Here is an 18,185-nt window from a genome sequence, read left to right on the forward strand (position 1 = left end):
CCTTCCATGACCCCCGATTCCATTGTCGACGCGCACCATCACGTCTGGGACCTGTCCGCGCGCGACCATCCCTGGCTCGCCGACCCGGCCCTCGCCCCGATCCGGCGCAGCTTCGCGCTCACCGACCTGGAGTCCGAGGCCGCCTCGACCAACGTCACCTCGACCATCCTGGTGCAGACGGTCGCGGTCGCCGAGGAGACCCCGGAATTCCTCGCGCTCGCCGCGGCGAGCCGGTTGGTCGCCGGGGTGGTCGGCTGGGTCGACCTCACCGCGCCCGATGTCGCGGAAGCCATCGGCGCGCTTCGCGAACTACCGGGCGGCGAACACCTGGTGGGCATCCGCCACCCCGTACAGGACGAGCCCGATCCGAACTGGCTGATCCGCCCGGACGTCATCCGCGGACTCGCGGCCGTCGCCTCGGCGGGACTCGCCTACGACCTGCTCGTACAACCCCACCAGCTCCCCGCGGCCGCCCGCGCCGCCGCGGCACTGCCCGAACTCACCCTCGTTCTCGACCACCTCGGCAAGCCGCCGATCGCAGCACGCGAGAGAGCCCCCTGGGCCGGTGACATCAAGACGCTGGCCGCACTGCCCAATACCGTGTGCAAGCTCTCCGGACTCGTCACCGAAGCCGACTGGCGGACGTGGTCTTGGCGCGACCTGCGCCCCTTCGCCGAGACGGCGCTTGAAGAATTCGGGCCGGACCGGCTCATGTTCGGATCCGACTGGCCGGTCTGCCTGCTCGCGGCCTCCTACCGCGACGTGGTCGACACCGCCGCGACCCTCACCAACTCGTTGAGCGCGACCGAACAGGCCGCCGTCTTCGCCGGCACGGCGACCCGCGTGTACGGACTTCCCCAAGGAGAGCAATGAACGAGAACACGGGCGACGGGGTCCGACGGATCGCATCGGTGATCCGCGTCAGGCCCGAGAAGCTCGAGGAGTACAAGCGCCTGCACGCCGATCCCTGGCCCGGCGTCCTCGACCGACTCCGAGCGTGCAACATCTCCAACTACTCCATCTTCCTCCACGAAGAGCTCCTGTTCAGCTATTTCGAGTACCGGGGAACCGACTTCGACGCGGACATGGCCCGCATCTCCCGGGACCCGACCACCCAGGAATGGTGGAAGCTGACCGACCCCTGCCAGGAACGCCTCCCCGGAACACCCGAGGGGCAGCAGTGGACCGAGATCCCCTCGATCTTCTTCCTGCAATGAGCGACACCGTGCAGCGAATTCCCGACCGCCCCGGAGGCGGACACCCCACCCCGAAGGGAAGCCCCAGATGAAGGTACTGCGCATCGGCGCCCCGGGCAGCGAACGCCCGGCAATCCTGACCGACGAAGGACGGCTGCTGGACCTGTCCACCCTCACCACGGACATCGACTCCACGTTCCTGGCCTCCGGAGGCCTCCAACGAGCCCGGACCGCCGCCCGGGCCGGGAAGCTGGCAGACCTCCCGCTCGGCGACGTACGGATCGGCGCCCCGGTGACCCGTCCGGGCAAGATCGTATGCATCGGCCTGAACTACCGCGACCACGCACAGGAGACCGGCGCACCGATCCCCACCCGGCCGGTGGTCTTCCTGAAGGACCCCACCACCGTCGTCGGTCCCCGGGACACGGTCTCGATCCCCCGTGGCTCGACCAAGACCGATTGGGAAGTCGAACTCGCCGTGGTGATGGGCAAACGGGCCCGCTACCTCGACTCACCGGACGAGGCCGCCGAGGCGATCGCCGGATACACGATCAGCAACGACGTCTCCGAGCGCGAGTTCCAACTGGAGTACTCCGGACAGTGGGACCTGGGCAAATCCTGCGAGACCTTCAACCCGCTCGGCCCCTGGCTGGTCACCCCCGACGAGGTCGGCGACCCGCAGTCCCTCGCGCTCCGCCTGTCCGTCAACGGCGTACCGCGCCAGCACGGCAACACCGAGAACATGATCTTCGACGTGCCGTACATCGTCTGGTACCTGAGCCAATACATGGTCCTGGAACCCGGCGACGTCATCAACACCGGAACCCCGGCCGGAGTCGCCCTGGGACTACCGGACACTCCATACCTGCGCCCCGGCGACATCGTCGAACTCGAGATCGCAGGACTGGGCACCCAGCGCCAAGTCCTCGAGCAAGCCTGAGCCGAGAGCAACACCGGGTGCCCGGCGGTGACGCGCCCGCCGGGGGCCGATACGAACCGGGCCCGGGACGGATGCCGCATCGGGCGGCGTATCGCGCCCCGTGACGGACGGCGTGATGGCGGCTCCCCGGGCTGTGGCATCCGGGGCATCGGCGCCGCCGTGGGCCTCGCCCCGACCGACGCAGCGATCGTGGACGGTGCACCGACGGAGCCGGCCTCCAGGTCGCCGACCCGGTGTCGTCGATGTCCAGGGCCGACCTGCCCCGGCCGAGGTAGCCGCGCAGGACCGGCAGGGAACACCCTGGAGGTGGTGGCATTCACGGGCGGCGGCCTTGTCGTTCACATGCGTGGCATGGCGGTTCGCCACGGTGTTTCCCGGATCGCGCCGAAGCCGTATGTGCTGATCCGCGAGGCCCTCGCCGGGCAGTCGCGGGCGGCGGTCACCAAGATCACCCTGTCCACCCGCGAGAACCTGGCCCTGGTCCGCGCGCAAGGCGACATCCTCACGTTGCAGACGATGTGCGGCCGGACGAGCTCCGTACCCCCGAGGGCGTCGCCCCACAGGGCGAGGTGACGATCGACCCCGGACACGAGAAGGTCCGGTACCGGCTCGCCCGCCGCGCGGGCGAGCCGGACGGGTCGTCCCAGACCGTGGCGGTCGTGTCGGTGGGCTTGCGGGTGAAGCGTGGTTACCCGCCCTCGACCTCGGCGGTTGTGGCGGAAATGATCCGTCGCGCCCTGGCGGCTCCACCACCAGCATGTACGCAACCTTCGCAACAAGGAGGAGTTGTTCCGCAAGGCCCTGGAGCGCTACACCGAAGGCCCGGGCGCATACCTGACCCGGGCCCTGGACGAGCCGACCGCCCTCGGCGTCGCCACCGCGATTCTGGCCGGCACCGTACGAACCACCACCCGCCCGGCCCATCCTCACGGGTGCCTGGGCGTCCAGGGCGCCTTGTCCGCCGGCGACTCCGGACGTGGAGTCCGTGACCTTCTCGTCGCCTGGCGCAACAACGGCTGCTCCTGCGTCCGGGAGCGGTTCCAGCGAGCCGTCGACGACGGCGACCTGCCTGCGGAGAGCAATCCGGGGCTGCCGGCCCGCTACGTCACCACCTTGGCGTTCGGCATCGCCGTGCAAGCCGCGAGCGGTGTCGGCCGCGATGAACTCCAGGAGATGGCTGACGCCGCCCTACGCAACTGGCCGCTCTCCTGAGAACCGCCCGGCGTTCGTCTTCGCGAGTTCCGGCGCGGTCGCCGGCGCCTGTCACACCGGCCGGTTCACCAAGGACCCCCGGCTCGCGAAACTCCTGGGGTGCCCACGCCGGTCGCCCGGGGCCCGGGCGTTCGTGGCGGCCGCGCACCCCGGTCCCGCTCGCTCCCGATACCCCGAGCGCGGACATCCGCATCGGGTACGCGTTGCAGCACCCTCACGCAGGAACTCCAGTCGCAGTTGGACGCGCTCGCCGCGCACGGCATCTCCCGGGACAAGGTCTTCTCGAAGAAGATCAGCACCGAGTGCGGGTGCGCCCGCAGTTCGAGGCCGCCCCCGCGCCGGCCCGCGAGATCAAGACCCATTCCCCGCGCTGCCGGGTGACTCTGGCGGTGTACGAGATGAAGAGACTCGGGCCGGAGGCGGCCGAACTGACAGCCTTGGCCAACCACTCGACCGCGCACAGCTTGGTGTCGGAAATGCCCACCGGGCCGCGGGCCAAGGCCGCCGGCGCGCACCCCGACGAGGCCGCCGAGCGCACCACGACCGCGGACAACGTCGTCGAGTGGCGCCCGTCCTGGACGATCGGTGGCGAGGTCGTCGGGCCTCGGCTGGTCGTGTTCGTGTCGGTATTCGCGCGGAAGCCGAGCAGGGCGGCGGTGTCGGGTACGACATGGCCCGCCGCGGCGTGTTCCTTCAAGTGGTCGATCATCCGCGCCGTACTCACCGCGGTGAAGTCGTCGACGCCACCGCGCAGCGGACACCTGTGACACCGGAGAAAGCCGCCCGTCGCCATGAACACGTGGAGCTCGTTCCACCCGGGCGACTCGAGATGCAGCCGTCCGACGAGTTGTGGGCGGCGGACGAGTCCGGGCCGCCGGAGTGGACGTCGGACGCCCGGCGGAGCGTCACGGGCGAGTGGTCCGAGCTTGGTGAACGGTCGTGCGGGGCCGGTCTCGGCGGTTGTGGTCTGTAGCCGAGATGGCCGTCGTCACGGGGGTGTTCCGAGGATTCCTGCCGAAGTGCGGCCTCGCTGGGATCGAGAGATGAGGCTGTCCATCGATCGGTGGGGAATTGATCGGTAGGGAGTGGTGTCATGGCCGTCGAGGATGCCTCGACCCGTGTCCTGCCTTCGGTGGCCGGGGCGAGTGACGGTGCCGTGCGACAGCCGTGCGATTGTCTCGAGGTGGACGTGGATCTCGTGGTCGGCGGACCGCGCGGTTGATGCTGGAGACCGCCCCGAGTCCGCGGATCCCGACGGCAGGCGTGCACGTGGAGGCCGTGACCCCGACCGGGTGGAGTGACCCGAGTCACATACGGGGAGCGTGTCGGGTGGCCGCGGACAGTTCAGGGGCGTGGAGATGAACTTGCGAGCGCGGGTCAGAGACGGTGACCCGTACGCCTTCGAAGAGTTGTTCGCCGAGCACGCCAAATCCGTCTACAACCATGCCTTCCGGACCACCGGCGACTGGTCCGCGGCCGAGGACGTCGTCGCCCTCACCTTCCTGGAGGCCTGGCGACTGCGCGGCCGGGTCGACGCCGAAGGCGGGTCCCTGCGCCCCTGGCTGCTGGGCATCGCCGTGAACGTCGTGCGCAACGTCCGCCGCACCGGCCGCCGGCACGAGGCGGCGCTGGCCCGGATGCCGCGCGACCAGTCGGTGCCGGACTTCGCCGACGACCTGGTGGGGCGGATCGACGACACCGAGACCATCGCGAAGGTCCGGCGGTCGCTGGCGACACTGCGCCGTTCGGAACGCGAGGTGTTCGCGCTGTGCGTGTGGGCGCGCCTGGACTCGGCATCCGCCGCCGAGGCGCTCGGCATACCGGAGGGCACGGTGCGTTCCCGGCTCTCCCGGGGCCGCGCCAAGCTCAAGCGCATGCTCGGCCCGCAGGCGCAGGACGCCCCGCCCTCGCCCGGCGAAGTCGCACCGCACCCCGTCCCCGCATCGCGGCCCGCCGGCCGCCCGACCCCCGCGGCCGCCCGGCCCGGAAAGGACCTCCGATGACGAACAACCCGACCGACACCGACGCGCCGGTACGGGCCGAGCTCGGCGCCATGTTCCCGGCGCCCGCCGAGCGCAGCCTGCCGCACGATCGGGCGCGGGCGATGTCCGCGGCCCTCCTGCGCGAGTTCGACGGTGCGGCCGTCGGCCGCCCGGCCGGGGCGGCGAAGTCTCGGCGCAAGCGCCTGGCGTGGCGCGTCGGTGCGCCCGCCGCGGTGTTCGCGGTCGCGGGGGCGACCGCCGCCACGGTGTTGATCGACGACTCGCCGGTGCGCCCCAGGTTCCCGACGCAGGCCTCGTGTTCCTACGAGTACACGGCCAAGCCGCAGTTCGCGTACGCGGCGCGCATCGAGGCCGGGCAGACCCCGGAGGAGGCGTGCGCGCGGTATTGGCCGGACATGACCGAGACCGCGCGGCGGATGTCACTGCCGGGCAGCGACGCGCCCGGCGCGGCGACCGTGCCGGCCCTGGTCGCGTGCACCGCGAAGGGAAGCGGCGACCTGATGGTCGTGCCGAGGCCCACGGATCGCAGCCCGCAGGACGCGTGTATCGCATTGGAGATGGGCGTGCCCGACAACGACGCGACGTACCACGGCGCGACGATCGAGCAGGTGCGGCGCCTGGCCAGGCTGGTCGGCGATCACGAGGGAAGCCGCCTGTGCATGACCGTTGCCGACGCTCGCGCGCTCGCCGAGCGGTCCCTGGCCGAAGTCGGCATCGTCGGCTGGGACGTCGAGTACACCAGGGAACCGGGCGTGACGACCGGCCTGGCGTTCGCGGTGGCGGACCCGGACGCGGGCGCGGTCCTGATCCGCGACCTTGCGGTGCCGGGCTCGGCCTGCACGGGGACGCAGAACGCCAAGTAGCCGCGCGTGTGGACACCAACGTGTTCATCGATGCCCCGTGCGGCGCCCGAATCGGGTCGTCGACAACCTGGTGGACCTGGGGAAGGCGGGTTGGATCAGCCCCCGGCGCACGGACACGCCCGACACCGAGCGCATCGGCCCGGTCGCCGTCGCTTACCCCGTCGCCGACGACAACGAGGCGGTCGAGGTCGCGAACGCGACCGGCTGCGGCCTCGGCGGCTCGGTCTTGTGCGCCGACCTCGACTCGCGCAGATATCTCCTCCGGGTGAGTCTCACGGATCCGGACCGGGCCTGGCTCCCGACCGGTTGACGGCGATCGTCGCCTCACCGCGCTGGGACGCCTCCTGAGCCCGACGAACCCGGGTGGGTTCGGGATGCCCACCTCCGGGCCGGCCACGCGAAGGGGCTCCCCTTCGCGTGGCCGGCCGCCCGAACCTCCCGGCCCGCGCTCCGCCGGAGCCCCGATTCCCTGATGTGAGCGCCCTGTTGCCCCGGCGCGTGTCGGCCAGGGCTCACTTCGCGCTGCCCGAAAACACCCGCCGGCCACGACACCGCATCGCGCGACCTTGCGCAACACCGCCTCGCCTTGGGCGCTGCCTTACGTCGCTGCGCACTCACGCGCCTTGCCGGCGCACCGGACGACCTGGTGCGGTGGTGGTGGTTCCGGCGAACCGGGACAACACAAGCCGCCCGGCGATGTCTCCACGGCGGTGCTCGGCGCCCTGCCGAGCGACTCCGGGATTCGCCGCCTCGCCGAACGCGATCACAACGTCGTGCGCTGGACCGAGATCGTGCGCGGCGGCAACTTCCTGTCGATGGAACACCCGACCGCGCTGGGCGAGGACGTCCGCGCGTTCTTCGCCGATGTGCGCGCCGCCCCGGCGGGTGGAAGGCTTTCGGCGGTTCGGCGCGGTCCGCCGGGTCACCAGGGGCAGGAAAAGTCACGCCCGGGGCAACGGCAGCCGCGGGTCGGACAGTAACAGGGGGACGGGCAACGGCTGCCCGGTGACTGGAGAAAACGATGCGTGTCCGGTCCCGCAAGACGTTCCCGGACTTCCTGCAAGCGATGCCGACCTCGCCGGCGTCACGTCGGACCTCCCCCGCACCGCCGCGTGACGGCGGAACCGACAGGGCGAACACGGGGCAGCGGACGCCCGGGCGCGGCGGACGCAGGGCTCGCCCGCGGTGTGGACGGGGGCGGTGCCTGTGTGGCGCCGTCCGGCCGAGTGTCCGGGTCTGGTGCCGGAGGGCGTTCGATCGTCCGTGGTCGGCGGTTGCGAAGTGCACCGGGCCCGCCACAACTCTGCCCGGCCGGCCCGCATCCACGTGGGGGCGGCCCGGATCGGGCCGCCCCCAGGTCACTTCCCCATGCCCTCGGTCAGGCCGCGGATGAGGTGACGCTGTCCGATCAGGAAAACGATGATCAGCGGCAGTGAGGCGATCGTGAGCCCTGCGAACATCACCGGCCAGTTGGTCAGTAGGCGGCTTTGCATGTCCACCAGGCCGACCGGCAGGGTCTTCAGGTCGTCGTCGTTGACGAATACCAGGGCGAACGCGAACTCGTTCCACGCGAACAACGCCTGGAGGATGCCCGCCGAGATCAGGATCGGCCGGCACAGCGGCAGGATCACCAACCAGAAGATCTGCGCGCGCCCGGCCCCGTCGATCACGGCGGCCTCCTCCACGTCGCGGGGCAGGTCCATCATGTACGCCCGGATCAGGAAGACCGTGAAGGGAATGCGGAAGGCGGTGTACAACACGATGAGGGCCCAGTGCGTGTTGTAGATGCCCAGGTCCTGAAGCAAGCGGAACAACGGGATGAGAGCCACCGTGGGCGAGAGCATCAGACCGCCCAGGATGAGCAGGAGCAGCGGCTGCGCCAGCGGGATGTCGAGCCGGGTGAGTCCGTACGCGGCCCACGCGCTGAACAGCGTCACGAGGATGCTGCTCGCGACGGTCACGATCACGCTGTTGCCCAGGTAGCGGACGACGCCCTGGTCCCACGCGTCGGCGAAGTTGTGCCGGCGGAACTCGCCCGGCGGTCCCCACGCGTCGCCGAAGATCTCGGCGTTGTTCTTGAAGCTGCTGAGCACCATCCACAGCAGCGGGTACACGACCGCGACCGCCAAGGCGACCAACAGTGCGTACGCGAAACCGGTGAGCGCCCACCGCTGCCATCGGCCCCGGCGCCGTGGGCCGCCGTGCGGGGGTCGGTCGATCGTGCGCCGGCGACCGACGCGGGACTTGCCGCCGTGTGCGGGTGCTGCGGACACGACCTGGCCGGCGAGGTCCGTCGTCATGACTCCACCCTCCGGTGCTTGGCGTAGAGGAGTTGGGCCGCCGCGGCCAGCACGGTGATCAGCAGGATCACGGTGGCGATGGCGGACGCGTAGCCCATGTCGTCGTTGAGGAAGGCGCTGCGGTACAGCCACGTGCCCAGTACCTGGCTCGAGTTGTTCGGGCCGCCCCCGGTGGTCACCATCACCTCGTTGAAGACGAGGAACGCGCCTGACACGGTGAGGATGACCATCAGGGTGGTCATCTCGCGCACCATCGGCACGGTGATGGTGAAGAAGGAGCGGATCCGTCCGGCACCGTCCACCTGCGCCGCCTCGTACAGCTCCCTCGGGATCTTCTGGATCGCCACCATGAACAGCACGGCGGTGTAGCCCATGGACTGCCACTGGCTCATGGCGATGATCGCCCAGATCGCGGTGGCGCTCTCGCCCAACCAGGCGTGCTGCAACGACCCGAGCCCGATCGTGTCGAGGAAGCGGTTGACGAGCCCGATGTTGGGGTCGTAGAGGAAGCGAAAGAGCATGCCCGCGACGGTGATCGACACCGCTGCGGGGATGAAGTACACGGTGCGCAGCGCACTGCGCAGGCGGCGGCCGACCAGCTCCTCCAACGTCGCCGCGAGGGCGAGTGAGAGACCGACCTGGCAGATCACCGAGACCACGGCGTAGCCCACGTTGTTGCGCAGGGCCCGCCAGAAGATGGGATCGTCGGCCGCCTCACGGTAGTTGTCCAGGCCCACGAATCTCGGGGTGGGCGAGAACGCGTTCCAGTGAAAGAAGCTGAGTCGGACGGTCTCGACGATCGGGTAGTAGATGAAGACCGACACCAGCAGCAGGGCGGGCACGACCCACACGAGGCCGCCGGCTCGGGTAAACGTCTTCTTGCGCATGATCGCTCCGCAACATCGGGGGCGAGGGGTAGGGCCGGGAGGCCCAGGGCCCGTCCTCGATCCGCTTCTTCGGGCGGGAGTCGAGGGCGGGCCCTGCCCCAGTCGTCAGCCGGATACCTCCTGCTTGGCCTTCCTGGCGGCGGCCTGGACACTCTTCATGACGCCCTGTGGGGTACTCGAACCGTCCAGCAGCCCCTGCACTCCCGCGAGGTAGGCGTTGGCGACCTCGGTGTGCGTGACCGCGTCCAGCCACCCCGCGAACGCGGGGCTCTTGGTGATCAGTTCGAGTGCTTCCCGGTTTTGTTGCGTGGAGTTCTCGGGAGTGGTCGATCCGAGCACCGGGCTCAACCAGCCCAGTTGCCTGGTCATCTGTTGGGCGTTCACCTGGTTGGTGAAGAACTTCAGGAAGTCCACCGCCAACGCGGCGTTCTTCGACCCGGGATTGACGATGAGCCCGTCGGGTGCGCCCGCGAGTTCCTCCTGGTCGCCGGGGGCTCCGGCGATGGGCGGCATCCGGAAGAACGACCAATCCTCGGCGAACGCCGCCGGGACCCCCTGGGCCGACAGGAGCGGGAACTCCGCGGTCTCCACGTACTGGGCCGCGGCGGATCCCTGCTGCATGGTCGCCTGGGCGGACTCGTGCGAGATTCCGTTGGCCTTTTGGGTCAGGCAGCGCTGGTGCAGCTGTTGGAAGTCCTGCAACGCCTTCACGTAGCCCGGGTCGGTGAACGCGCCGGTCTTGGGATCGTTGTCGCGCTCGCGGACGGCCCGAGGGACCTCCTGCGCGTTGAGTTGCGTGATGTAGTGGATGGCCGGCCAGCCGAATTGGTTGCCGAACGCGATCGGGGTGTAGCCGGCCGTCTTCAACCGGTCGCAGCCGGTGAGCAGGGCTTCGAAGGTCGCGGGCCGCTCGATCCCCGCCTTGGCGAACGCGGACTTGCTGTACGCGAACACCTTGGCGTCGAGGTCGATGGGGACGCCGTACTGCTTGCCCTCGTACGTGAAGGCCTGAAGCGCGGGCCCCCCGAAGGTCTTGCCCCACTCGGTGCTCGGGCCGATCACCGAGGACAGATCGGTGGCCAGCCCGGCGCGGACGAACTTGCCCGTGAAGTCACCCGCCCACGAGAAGTAGATGTCCGGGAGCTGATGCGCCGAGGTCAGGACGCGGATCTTGTCCTTGTACGGCTGGTCGCCGACCGCTTGGAGATCGATGGTGACGCCGGGGTTGGCCGCCTCGTAGTCGGCCACGACCTTCTTGAAGAACGGGGCGTACTGCGGGTCCGGCCACTTCTCCAGGAAGACGAGGTGTCCCTCCTTCTTCGCCGGCGTGTTCAGGTCCTTCGGCTGCTCGGCCCGTTTCTGGCTCGAGCCGCCGCAAGCCGTCAGGGCCAGGCAGCACACGGCGGTGAAAGCCGCGGCCCACGCGTGGGTCAGGCGCCTTCTTCGGGGGTTGATGCCCACTGTCCCTCCAGGTGGAGTGGAGTGCGATCTGTCGGTGCGAAAAATGGGAGAATCCGGGCTTCCTGACGACCGGGGGGAGGCGGCAGGGTATCGCGAACCTCATGGCCGAACGCGCCCAGGGTCAGGCAGGTCCGTGCCGCGTGCCCGGCGGCGGCGTCGAGCACACGTTCGAGACCGGAGCCGGAGAGATGTTCGACGAGGGCCGTCGCGATGAAGGCGTCTCCTGCCCCCAGGGTGTCGACGGCATCGAGTGCCGGCGGCCGATGGCTGTGGCGTCGCGATCCGTCGGAGAGCACCGCGCCCTCCGCCCCTCGGGTGACCAGTACCGTCGCGGGGCCGAGTTCGTGCGCCCACGCGACGAGTCGTTCGACCTGGTCGTCGTCGGCTCCGCTCGCCGAAAAGGTGGCGAAGTCCACGAAGGGCAGAAGCGGGGTGGCGTACGCCGGCGGCCGGTCGGAGAAGTCGAACGAGACGTACGCGGCGGCGCCGGCGATCTCCTCCAACTGGTCCTCCAGGCCGCTGCAATCCCCGGTGTGGACGGCATCGAACTCGGACAGGTACTTCAGGTCGTCGGCGTCGAGACGGAACATCGAGACTCCGGTGTCACCGTGGTCGAAGACCCGCTCCCCCCGGTCGTGGCGGACGACGGCGTAAGCGGTGGGACCCGAAACGGTCCGCACGCGCGTGCACTCCACCTCTTCCGCCGCGAGCGAGGAGGCGAGCAGACGGCCCGCCACGTCGTCGCCCAGGACCCCCACGTAGGCCGCCGAGGCCTGTCGCCGCCGTGCGTGCACTGCCACGTTGACGGCGTTGCCGCCCGGGTACATCACGCCCCAGTCCCGGTAGCGGTCGACCACGTTGTCGCCCACCGCGCAGATACGCATGATCGCGTTGCCGAGGGGTCTCAGTACTCGACCTTGAACATGTAGTGGCGCTGGTCCAGGTCGTGGCCGCGCACCGCCTCGTAGTGCTGCGCGAGGCGGGCGATCACCGCGCGCATGGCCAGGGGGGCGAAGTCGCCCCGCAGTTCGTCCGGGATGCCGGGCAGCGTCAACGCCCTGGTGTCGATGTAGTGCGCCTTCTCGGTGTACCGGTCCAGGAACGCGCGGGCGCGCTCGGCCATCGGACGCGACGCGTCCTCGGCGAGGAGGCAGATCACCGGTACGCTCTCGTCGACGATCTCGAAGGCGCCCTGGAAGAACTCGCCGGCGTTGAACGCGGCGGCGTGCACCCACTGCATTTCCTGGAGGTAGCACATCGCCAGGCCGTAGGCCCAGCCGTAGCACGGGCCGGAGCCCAGCACGTAGGTGATCGGTTCGTCCTTCAGCGCCTCGGCGATCGCGTGGACCGTGTCCTCGGACTCCTCCTGCGCGGACAGCAGCGCCTTGGGCAGGGCCCGCACGGCCGCACGCACCGCGTCGTAGTCGCCGGGGACGCCGGTCTGTTCGAGCAGCGCGTACGCGATGAGCAGTTCGACGATGTCACCGTCCGGGGCGAACGCCACGTCGCTGGCCTCCGCGAGCGGGCTGCCGAGCTTGCCGACGGACACGACGGTGGCGCCGGTGCTCTTGGCGTAGTGGGCGGCCGCCACGGTCTCTTTGGTGGTGCCGGTGTACGAGGCCAGGACGACCAGGGACCCGGCTCCCAACTTGCCCGGACGGCTGGTGTTCAGCTCGTCCGACTGCACCTGGTAGACCGGCAAATCGGTGCGCTGGTGCAGCAGGTATACCGCCGGGTAGCCGGCGATCAGCGAACCTCCCGCGCCGACGAAGAACACGTTGCGCAGACCCGCTCGCACGACACCTGCCACCGTCGCGGCGACCGCGTCGAACTGGTCGATCGCCGCCTGGGTCTTCGCCTCGAAGTCGTCCTCGATCGGCTTCAGCGGGAGTGTCTGGATGGTCATCTTCTCTCCTGGAGGTGCGTGGAACGATGAGCTGGATCCGGCTGTGTGGCACGGGATCGGTCGGGATGGGACCGATCCCGGTCGGGAACCGCCGGGCGCTGTGGCCGGCACGGGTCACGGCCGGGGAATTGGGGCACCGAGGGTGGTCGTGAGCCGCGTCATGGGCCCGCCACGGCCTCGTATCGCCGCGCTCGCTTGCTCGGATCGTGTGGAGGTCACCGATTCGACAAGGAGTGAGAACGTTCTCATTCGGTTGTGAGAACGTTCTCAGCGGCGAGTGCTGAGAACGTTCTCATGCAGTTCCGAGTGGGGTCAAGGGATCTGTACAGTTCGTTTCATGACAAGGACTCGCGCCGAACGAGGCGCTCCGACGATCCGTGACGTGGCAACTGCTGCGGGTGTGTCGAACGCGACCGCGGCGCGCGCTCTCGGGGGTTACGGGGCCGTCAGCGAGGAGGCCCGCAGGCGTATCGACGACGCCGCGGCGGCGCTGGGATACCGCACCAACAGTCTCGCCCGGTCGATGATCACGGGCGCCACCAACACCCTCGGACTGATCATCGCCGACATCGAGAACCCGTTCTTCGCCCGCGCGACCCGCGGATTCACCGACGCCGCGCGCGAGGAGGGCTTCGAGGTGGTGGTGACGAACACGGACGAGGACGTCGACACCGAGCGCACCGCGGTTCGGCTGTTCATGGAGAAGCAGGTCGACGGCCTCGTCGTCGCCCCGGCGACCCAGGCCATGACCGAGCACCTACAGGCCGCCCTGGACGCCGGCACCCCCGTCGTCCTGTTGGACCGCAGGGTCCCCGGTCTGGCCGCCGACAGCGTGCTCGTGGACAACCGCAAGGCATCCGAGGCCGCCGTCGCCCACCTGACACAACACGGCCATCGGCGGATCGCGATCGTCACGGGCGCGAGCCTGGCCGAACTGGAGGCGGGCGCCGCCCGATCCGGCCGTCACCTGTTGTCCACGGGCAAGAACCGCATCGACGGCTACCTGGCCGCACTGCGCCGGGCCGGCATCACGCCGCAGGACGAGTACATCAAGGTGGGCGACTTCCATCGGGACGCGGCCGGGGGCATGACCCGCGAACTCCTCGCCCTGCCGATCCCCCCGACAGCGATCTTCACCACCGACGGCATCATCTCGCTCGGAGTGGTCGAAGCCCTCCAGGAACACGGTCTCGCGATGCCGGAACAGATGTCGGTCGTGGGCTTCGACGACCCGGAATGGGCCCTGGTCGTGCGTCCCCGCCTGACCGTCGTCGCCCAACCGGTCTACGAGTTGGGCCGCCGCGCCGCGCAGCGCCTGATCGCCCGGATCCGCGGTGACGTCGCCCGTCCGAGGCGTCACCACCTGCCCACGGAGTTGATCGTGCGCGATTCGGTCACCCACTGGAGTGGGTGACCGAGCGCGACGGTCGCGGCCCGGGCCGACCGGCTGCGGCGTTACCGGCGCAGCACGTTGAACGTGAAGACCGAACCCCGGTGGTAGTCCTCCGCGTACAGCACCGGCCGTCCCGTGGCCGTGATCACCGTCTCGGAGACCAACAGCCACGGGCCGAGCCCCTGCAACGAGTAGCGTTCGATCGCCTCGGCGGGCAGGTCCACCGCGCGCAGTCGCGCCGCCGAGGACTCGGGTGAACAGTTCTGAGCGGCGAGCAGGTCGTTCAACGAGCCTGTCCAGTCGATGTGTCGCACCGGACCCGGCACGCACTCCCTCGGCAGGGTGTCGACGCTGTACACGAGCGGATCGTCCCCGTCGAAGCGCAATCGTTCCAGCCGAATCACCCTGGCCCCCTCGGCCAGGCGCAGTGCCTCTCGCTCCACCGGGCCGGGGTCCTCCTCGGTGACGGACAGGACGACGGTGCGCGCGGTGTAGCCCAGGGCGTCGAGCATGGTGGTGACCGACTCGTATCGGGTGATCGGGCGCTCGACGTCGAGTGAGCTGAGCGAGGACAGGTACCGTCCACGTCCGGGCCCGATGGAGACCAGGCCCTCTTGTTCGAGGAGTTTGAGGGCTTCTCGCGCGGTGCTGCGACCGACCTCGCACAGTTCGGCGATCTCCGACTCGGTGGGCAATCGATCGCCCGGGACCAGGCCGCGGACGCGGAACAACTCCACCAGGCGGTCACGCACCTGCATCGACCTGGTCTGCCTGTCGGACATCGGGTGCTTCCTGTTCGACCGAGCCCCGCGCCTGTCGGGTCGAGCCGACCGCAGGGGCGGGTCGGGCAGGCGATCCCTGCCCGCGACCGAGCGTACAGGCGAGCAGCCGGGGTGCGCCGGTCCGGTACGGGTCGCGGCGCCGGGTCGCCGGGAGTGTCCTGTTCCCGGCGACCCGGCGCATCGGTTCGCGGTCGCTCAGTAGGCCACCTGCCGGTAGTAGCGCCGGGTCGTCAGGGGGTGGTCGCGCCTGACCTCCAGGTGCGCGCTCACCCGCTCGAGCGCCGTGGCCAGGAGGATGGGGGAAACCAGCGAGCGCACCCGCGGGGAGACGCCGCCCAGTTCGAAGCCGGCCGTGTCGAAGACCGTGACCTTGTCGGTGTAGGCCGGTGCGAAGTTCTCGACTCGTTCGACCAGCGGTCTGGTTTCGTCCTCACCCTTGAACAGGATCAGGCTGACTCCGGGTTCGACCAGTTCGAGCGTGCCGTGGAAGAAGTCGGAGGCGTGAACGGGCCGGGTCCGGATCCACTGCATCTCCTCCAGGATGCACATCGCGTAGTACCAGGCCTGTGGCCAGGTCGATCCCGCACCCGTGAAGATGTGGTAGGGCTCGTGCTCGATCTCCGCGGCGAACTCCTGTGCCCGGGGTTCGAACGCGCGCTTCAGGTCGACCAACAGCCGTGGGAGCAGCCGGAGTTCGCTCACGATTTCGTCGAACTCAGGCATCTCGCCGCGCTCGTGCAACACCGCCAGCGCGATGACCAACGACTGGAGATAGAAGGACTCGCACGACGTGTCGTCCGCGGCGAAGTTGGTGAAGTTGCGGTCGGCGTCCCGGGCGAGCGGCGTGTCGGCGTGACCGGTCAAGGTGATCACGCGCGCCCCGCGCGACTTGCAGTACGTCAACGCGCGAACGCTCTCGCTCGTCGTCCCGGACAGCGACGGAATGACGACGATCGAGCGGGGACCCAGGTGCGCCGAGCCGCCGACGACCAATTCGGCGGGCGAAAGCACATGCACTGCGAACGTGGACCGGGCCTGCAACAGGCGGGCGGCGGGGCGCATCAGGATGCCCACTCCGCCGGTCCCGAGGAAGAACAGGTTCTCCGCGCCCTCGCGCAGAGCGTCCTCCACGGCCGCGCGCAACTCGTCCGCCATGGCCACCGCCCCCGTCTGGATCCGGAGGAAGCGCTCTTCGTCGAAATTCAGCATGTGTGTACTCCTCGATGGCGAGTGGTTCCGGCGCATGAAGGCAGGCACACGGACGTGCGTGCGTGCGTGCGCGTGCGGGCCGGCGGCGCGCGTCGGTGGGACGGGCGGCGTGGAGCTTTGACAGACAAGCGAAATCATTGTCTGACAATGCATCGACTATGTCTGACATGATTTTCGGCTGTCAAGGTTCGGCGACTCTTCGCCCACCCTCGTCCGACCTCAAGACATGCAAGCGGCGCAACGTCGTCGATTCGTGGCACATCCTCAGCCGATTCGTACGTCCGGCGAGCGCTGCGGTCCGCTGACCTGCGGTGTCTCGGTTCGATGCCGCGTTTGATGCCAGGATCGTGAGACTGGGACACGCGAGCCGAGACCCTGCAGCGGGTCAGGCGTCGGACCCCACCCCGGAGGCGAACTCGAAGCCGCCCCAGTCGGCGCCGAGATCGGCCAACACCTCGTCGGTCCACAGGTCGTCGAGCATCCGTTCGTCGCCGACGCCCAGGCGCGCACGATCGCGTCCCAACGGCGGACGTTGACGCTGCGATGCCCGGCAACACACCCGCACGCCGGTGCGGCTCGCGCACCCCGGACCGGTCGTGCGGGTGCAGTCCCACCGGGTGCCGCGGCCGCCGTTGTTCAACCGGCGGTCGGCGAGCGGACCACGTTGCGCCGGCTCAGGTCGCCGTAGGCCGCGTCGATCCGGCGCAGGTTCGCCCGGTTGGGGGTCCGGTCCCCGGCGAACCGGGCAGCCAGGGTGCGCGGTGTGACGGCGATGCCGGCGGTGTCCATCGCGGTGTAGCCGGCCGTGGAGGCGGTGAGGTAGCGCAGGGCGGACGGTGAGGCCGCGTTCGGTGTCGACGGGTGAGACGACACCGTCGGCGAGCTCGTCCAGGCGCTGCGCGGCCAGAGCGGAGGCGCGCATGCCGTACTCGCCGGGCTCCAGGGACCGGTAGGGCAACCGGCGTTCGGTTCCATTCCTTGGTCTGACCGCGCACGCCGCGCACACGCTCGGCCGTGGGACTCCCTGGGCTGCCGTACCGGGCTACGGCGAAAGGACCGGAACATCCGTCGGCCTCGGCCGGCACGCGTCATCGCGCCACGCAGGCCCGGTGTCACGCCCTGGCCACTCGGACGGCGGGTCGTCATCGCATCCGCGGATCCAGGGATCGACGAGCCTGTCCTCGGCGGCGAACAGGGCCGGGAGGTCCTGTTCCTGGGCGTGGAGTATCCGCTCCAGGATGCGGGACAACCCGGCGTCGTCCACGGCCTCCGACCATGGGATCGGCGACACGAGTCGATCGAGTTCCTAGTGCCGCGCCCGGCACTAGGTGACCGTCTCCTCCGGGACCGCACGCAACGCGTCCGGCACCGGGTCCTCGACCAGGCACGACCAGGCGAGCGCCGCGCTCACCCGCACCTCGGCCGGCCGCGTCGCATCCGCCCGGCACGCCCGGGCCCAGGCGACGGTGTCGGCGTGGATCCCCGCGTGCTCACAGGCCAGTTGGGCCGGCGCCGACACCACCCGCGCCCGTACTCCCGGAACGTCCTCGACACTTCTCGGGTTCAGCCCCGCAGGGTGGCGATGGCCTTCTCGATGCGCCGTCGGCGCGTGTCGGGCTTCTTCGCGCTCTCGATGGCGCGCACGTGCTCGCGCTTGTGGCTGTACGCGAGGTTGTCGTACGCGGCGCGGGCGACCGGGTCGTCATCCAGAGCCTGGGCGAAGTCCGCGGGCTCGACGACGACGCGCGGCTCGGTGTCTAGCTCCAGTTCGACCTCGACCTCCTCGCCGATCGCGACACCTGCGGCCTGCCGGTTGGCGTTGCTGAGGCCGAGCAGGTGACGGCCTCGCAGGATGGCGACCCGGCTCTTCCAGGAATGCCCGTTGACCGTGATCGTCACCGGCGGCCGCGCGCCCCCGCCGAGCGCTGCCACCACCTCGGGCGGAACCTCCAGGCCCCGCATGGGCTCGGGTGGCTCGACGAAGGTGCGAAACTTCATGATCCTTCTCCTGTTGTTCTGCCGGCTCGCCGCGG

At 69.8% G+C, this 18,185-nt stretch carries 21 protein-coding genes and 1 pseudogene; 11 read left to right on the forward strand and 11 right to left on the reverse strand.

From position 1 onward, the window contains the following. The first annotated feature begins 6 nt into the window (after positions 1–6). From OG948_RS37185 to OG948_RS37230, 10 genes and pseudogenes are all read left to right on the forward strand, one after another. Positions 7–873: an amidohydrolase family protein gene (locus tag OG948_RS37185; protein ID WP_331769391.1), complete on the forward strand. Its 867-nt coding sequence runs from the start codon at positions 7–9 to the stop codon at positions 871–873. Then, on the forward strand, positions 870–1,217 hold the full coding sequence (locus OG948_RS37190; RefSeq protein WP_331769392.1) for an L-rhamnose mutarotase: 348 nt from the start codon (positions 870–872) through the stop codon (positions 1,215–1,217). Before OG948_RS37185 ends, OG948_RS37190 begins: the two co-directional genes overlap by 4 nt. Before the next feature lie 67 nt (positions 1,218–1,284). Further along, positions 1,285–2,136: a fumarylacetoacetate hydrolase family protein gene (locus OG948_RS37195; protein ID WP_331769393.1), complete on the forward strand. Its 852-nt coding sequence runs from the start codon at positions 1,285–1,287 to the stop codon at positions 2,134–2,136. A gap of 351 nt (positions 2,137–2,487) precedes the next feature. Beyond that, entirely contained in the window at positions 2,488–2,709 is a 222-nt protein-coding gene (locus OG948_RS37200; protein ID WP_331769394.1) for a hypothetical protein, read from the forward strand. A gap of 166 nt (positions 2,710–2,875) precedes the next feature. Then, positions 2,876–3,348: pseudogene (locus tag OG948_RS37205) on the forward strand (TetR/AcrR family transcriptional regulator); the annotation flags it as partial. A gap of 308 nt (positions 3,349–3,656) precedes the next feature. Next, positions 3,657–4,115, forward strand: a complete 459-nt coding sequence (locus OG948_RS37210) for a hypothetical protein (RefSeq protein WP_331769395.1) — start codon at positions 3,657–3,659, stop codon at positions 4,113–4,115. A 591-nt stretch (positions 4,116–4,706) separates the two neighbouring features. Further along, positions 4,707–5,351, forward strand: a complete 645-nt coding sequence (locus tag OG948_RS37215; protein ID WP_331769396.1) for a sigma-70 family RNA polymerase sigma factor — start codon at positions 4,707–4,709, stop codon at positions 5,349–5,351. Further along, entirely contained in the window at positions 5,348–6,214 is an 867-nt protein-coding gene (locus OG948_RS37220; protein WP_331769397.1) for a hypothetical protein, read from the forward strand. The genes OG948_RS37215 and OG948_RS37220 overlap by 4 nt, the downstream gene beginning before the upstream one ends. Positions 6,215–6,251: 37 nt before the next feature. Continuing rightward, entirely contained in the window at positions 6,252–6,524 is a 273-nt protein-coding gene (locus tag OG948_RS37225; RefSeq protein ID WP_331769398.1) for an aldehyde dehydrogenase family protein, read from the forward strand. Positions 6,525–6,837: 313 nt separating this feature from the next. Continuing rightward, entirely contained in the window at positions 6,838–7,194 is a 357-nt protein-coding gene (locus OG948_RS37230) for a hypothetical protein (protein WP_406300481.1), read from the forward strand. Between the two features lie 378 nt (positions 7,195–7,572). Here OG948_RS37230 and OG948_RS37235 read toward each other — a convergent pair whose 3' ends face one another. The 5 genes from OG948_RS37235 to OG948_RS37255 form a co-directional block, all read right to left on the reverse strand. Continuing rightward, entirely contained in the window at positions 7,573–8,514 is a 942-nt protein-coding gene (locus tag OG948_RS37235) for a carbohydrate ABC transporter permease (protein WP_331769400.1), read from the reverse strand. Beyond that, the gene (locus tag OG948_RS37240; protein ID WP_331769401.1) at positions 8,511–9,401 is read right to left on the reverse strand and encodes a sugar ABC transporter permease; all 891 of its coding nucleotides are present in this window, start codon (positions 9,399–9,401) and stop codon (positions 8,511–8,513) included. Before OG948_RS37240 ends, OG948_RS37235 begins: the two co-directional genes overlap by 4 nt. Before the next feature lie 105 nt (positions 9,402–9,506). Continuing rightward, positions 9,507–10,862: an extracellular solute-binding protein gene (locus tag OG948_RS37245; protein WP_331769402.1), complete on the reverse strand. Its 1,356-nt coding sequence runs from the start codon at positions 10,860–10,862 to the stop codon at positions 9,507–9,509. Then, positions 10,832–11,731, reverse strand: a complete 900-nt coding sequence (locus OG948_RS37250; protein WP_406300483.1) for a PfkB family carbohydrate kinase — start codon at positions 11,729–11,731, stop codon at positions 10,832–10,834. The genes OG948_RS37245 and OG948_RS37250 overlap by 31 nt, the downstream gene beginning before the upstream one ends. Before the next feature lie 35 nt (positions 11,732–11,766). Further along, entirely contained in the window at positions 11,767–12,768 is a 1,002-nt protein-coding gene (locus OG948_RS37255) for an SIS domain-containing protein (protein WP_331769404.1), read from the reverse strand. A 337-nt stretch (positions 12,769–13,105) separates the two neighbouring features. Here OG948_RS37255 and OG948_RS37260 point away from each other — a divergent pair, with 337 nt between their 5' ends. After that, a complete protein-coding gene (locus OG948_RS37260) occupies positions 13,106–14,182 on the forward strand; it encodes a LacI family DNA-binding transcriptional regulator (RefSeq protein ID WP_406300485.1) in 1,077 nt (358 codons plus the stop codon). 41 nt (positions 14,183–14,223) lie between these two features. On the opposite strand, the gene OG948_RS37265 is transcribed toward OG948_RS37260, so the two are convergent. The 6 genes from OG948_RS37265 to OG948_RS37290 all read right to left on the reverse strand — a co-directional run bounded on the left by OG948_RS37265 (position 14,224) and on the right by OG948_RS37290 (position 18,150). Continuing rightward, the gene (locus tag OG948_RS37265; RefSeq protein WP_331769406.1) at positions 14,224–14,943 is read right to left on the reverse strand and encodes a GntR family transcriptional regulator; all 720 of its coding nucleotides are present in this window, start codon (positions 14,941–14,943) and stop codon (positions 14,224–14,226) included. 195 nt (positions 14,944–15,138) lie between these two features. Continuing rightward, positions 15,139–16,152, reverse strand: a complete 1,014-nt coding sequence (locus OG948_RS37270) for an SIS domain-containing protein (RefSeq protein ID WP_331769407.1) — start codon at positions 16,150–16,152, stop codon at positions 15,139–15,141. 385 nt (positions 16,153–16,537) lie between these two features. Beyond that, a complete protein-coding gene (locus tag OG948_RS37275) occupies positions 16,538–16,675 on the reverse strand; it encodes a hypothetical protein (protein WP_331769408.1) in 138 nt (45 codons plus the stop codon). Between the two features lie 113 nt (positions 16,676–16,788). Continuing rightward, positions 16,789–17,025: a hypothetical protein gene (locus OG948_RS37280; RefSeq protein ID WP_331769409.1), complete on the reverse strand. Its 237-nt coding sequence runs from the start codon at positions 17,023–17,025 to the stop codon at positions 16,789–16,791. Between the two features lie 451 nt (positions 17,026–17,476). Beyond that, positions 17,477–17,674, reverse strand: a complete 198-nt coding sequence (locus OG948_RS37285; RefSeq protein WP_331769410.1) for a hypothetical protein — start codon at positions 17,672–17,674, stop codon at positions 17,477–17,479. A 41-nt stretch (positions 17,675–17,715) separates the two neighbouring features. Then, the gene (locus tag OG948_RS37290) at positions 17,716–18,150 is read right to left on the reverse strand and encodes a YdeI/OmpD-associated family protein (protein WP_331769411.1); all 435 of its coding nucleotides are present in this window, start codon (positions 18,148–18,150) and stop codon (positions 17,716–17,718) included. Positions 18,151–18,185: the final 35 nt, after the last annotated feature.

The organism is Embleya sp. NBC_00888 (genome assembly GCF_045207655.1).
In the GTDB taxonomy this organism is placed as follows: Bacteria; Actinomycetota; Actinomycetes; order Streptomycetales; family Streptomycetaceae; genus Embleya.

Coding starts and splice junctions, on each gene's coding strand:
- OG948_RS37240 (WP_331769401.1), bottom strand. CDS start 9,401: ATGCGCAAGAAGACGTTTACCCGAGCCGGCGGCCTCGTGTGGGTCGTG.
- OG948_RS37255 (WP_331769404.1), bottom strand. CDS start 12,768: ATGACCATCCAGACACTCCCGCTGAAGCCGATCGAGGACGACTTCGAG.
- OG948_RS37260 (WP_406300485.1), top strand. CDS start 13,106: ATGACAAGGACTCGCGCCGAACGAGGCGCTCCGACGATCCGTGACGTG.
- OG948_RS37220 (WP_331769397.1), top strand. CDS start 5,348: ATGACGAACAACCCGACCGACACCGACGCGCCGGTACGGGCCGAGCTC.
- OG948_RS37195 (WP_331769393.1), top strand. CDS start 1,285: ATGAAGGTACTGCGCATCGGCGCCCCGGGCAGCGAACGCCCGGCAATC.
- OG948_RS37185 (WP_331769391.1), top strand. CDS start 7: ATGACCCCCGATTCCATTGTCGACGCGCACCATCACGTCTGGGACCTG.
- OG948_RS37215 (WP_331769396.1), top strand. CDS start 4,707: ATGAACTTGCGAGCGCGGGTCAGAGACGGTGACCCGTACGCCTTCGAA.
- OG948_RS37190 (WP_331769392.1), top strand. CDS start 870: ATGAACGAGAACACGGGCGACGGGGTCCGACGGATCGCATCGGTGATC.
- OG948_RS37290 (WP_331769411.1), bottom strand. CDS start 18,150: ATGAAGTTTCGCACCTTCGTCGAGCCACCCGAGCCCATGCGGGGCCTG.
- OG948_RS37270 (WP_331769407.1), bottom strand. CDS start 16,152: ATGCTGAATTTCGACGAAGAGCGCTTCCTCCGGATCCAGACGGGGGCG.
- OG948_RS37200 (WP_331769394.1), top strand. CDS start 2,488: ATGGCGGTTCGCCACGGTGTTTCCCGGATCGCGCCGAAGCCGTATGTG.
- OG948_RS37235 (WP_331769400.1), bottom strand. CDS start 8,514: ATGACGACGGACCTCGCCGGCCAGGTCGTGTCCGCAGCACCCGCACAC.
- OG948_RS37265 (WP_331769406.1), bottom strand. CDS start 14,943: ATGTCCGACAGGCAGACCAGGTCGATGCAGGTGCGTGACCGCCTGGTG.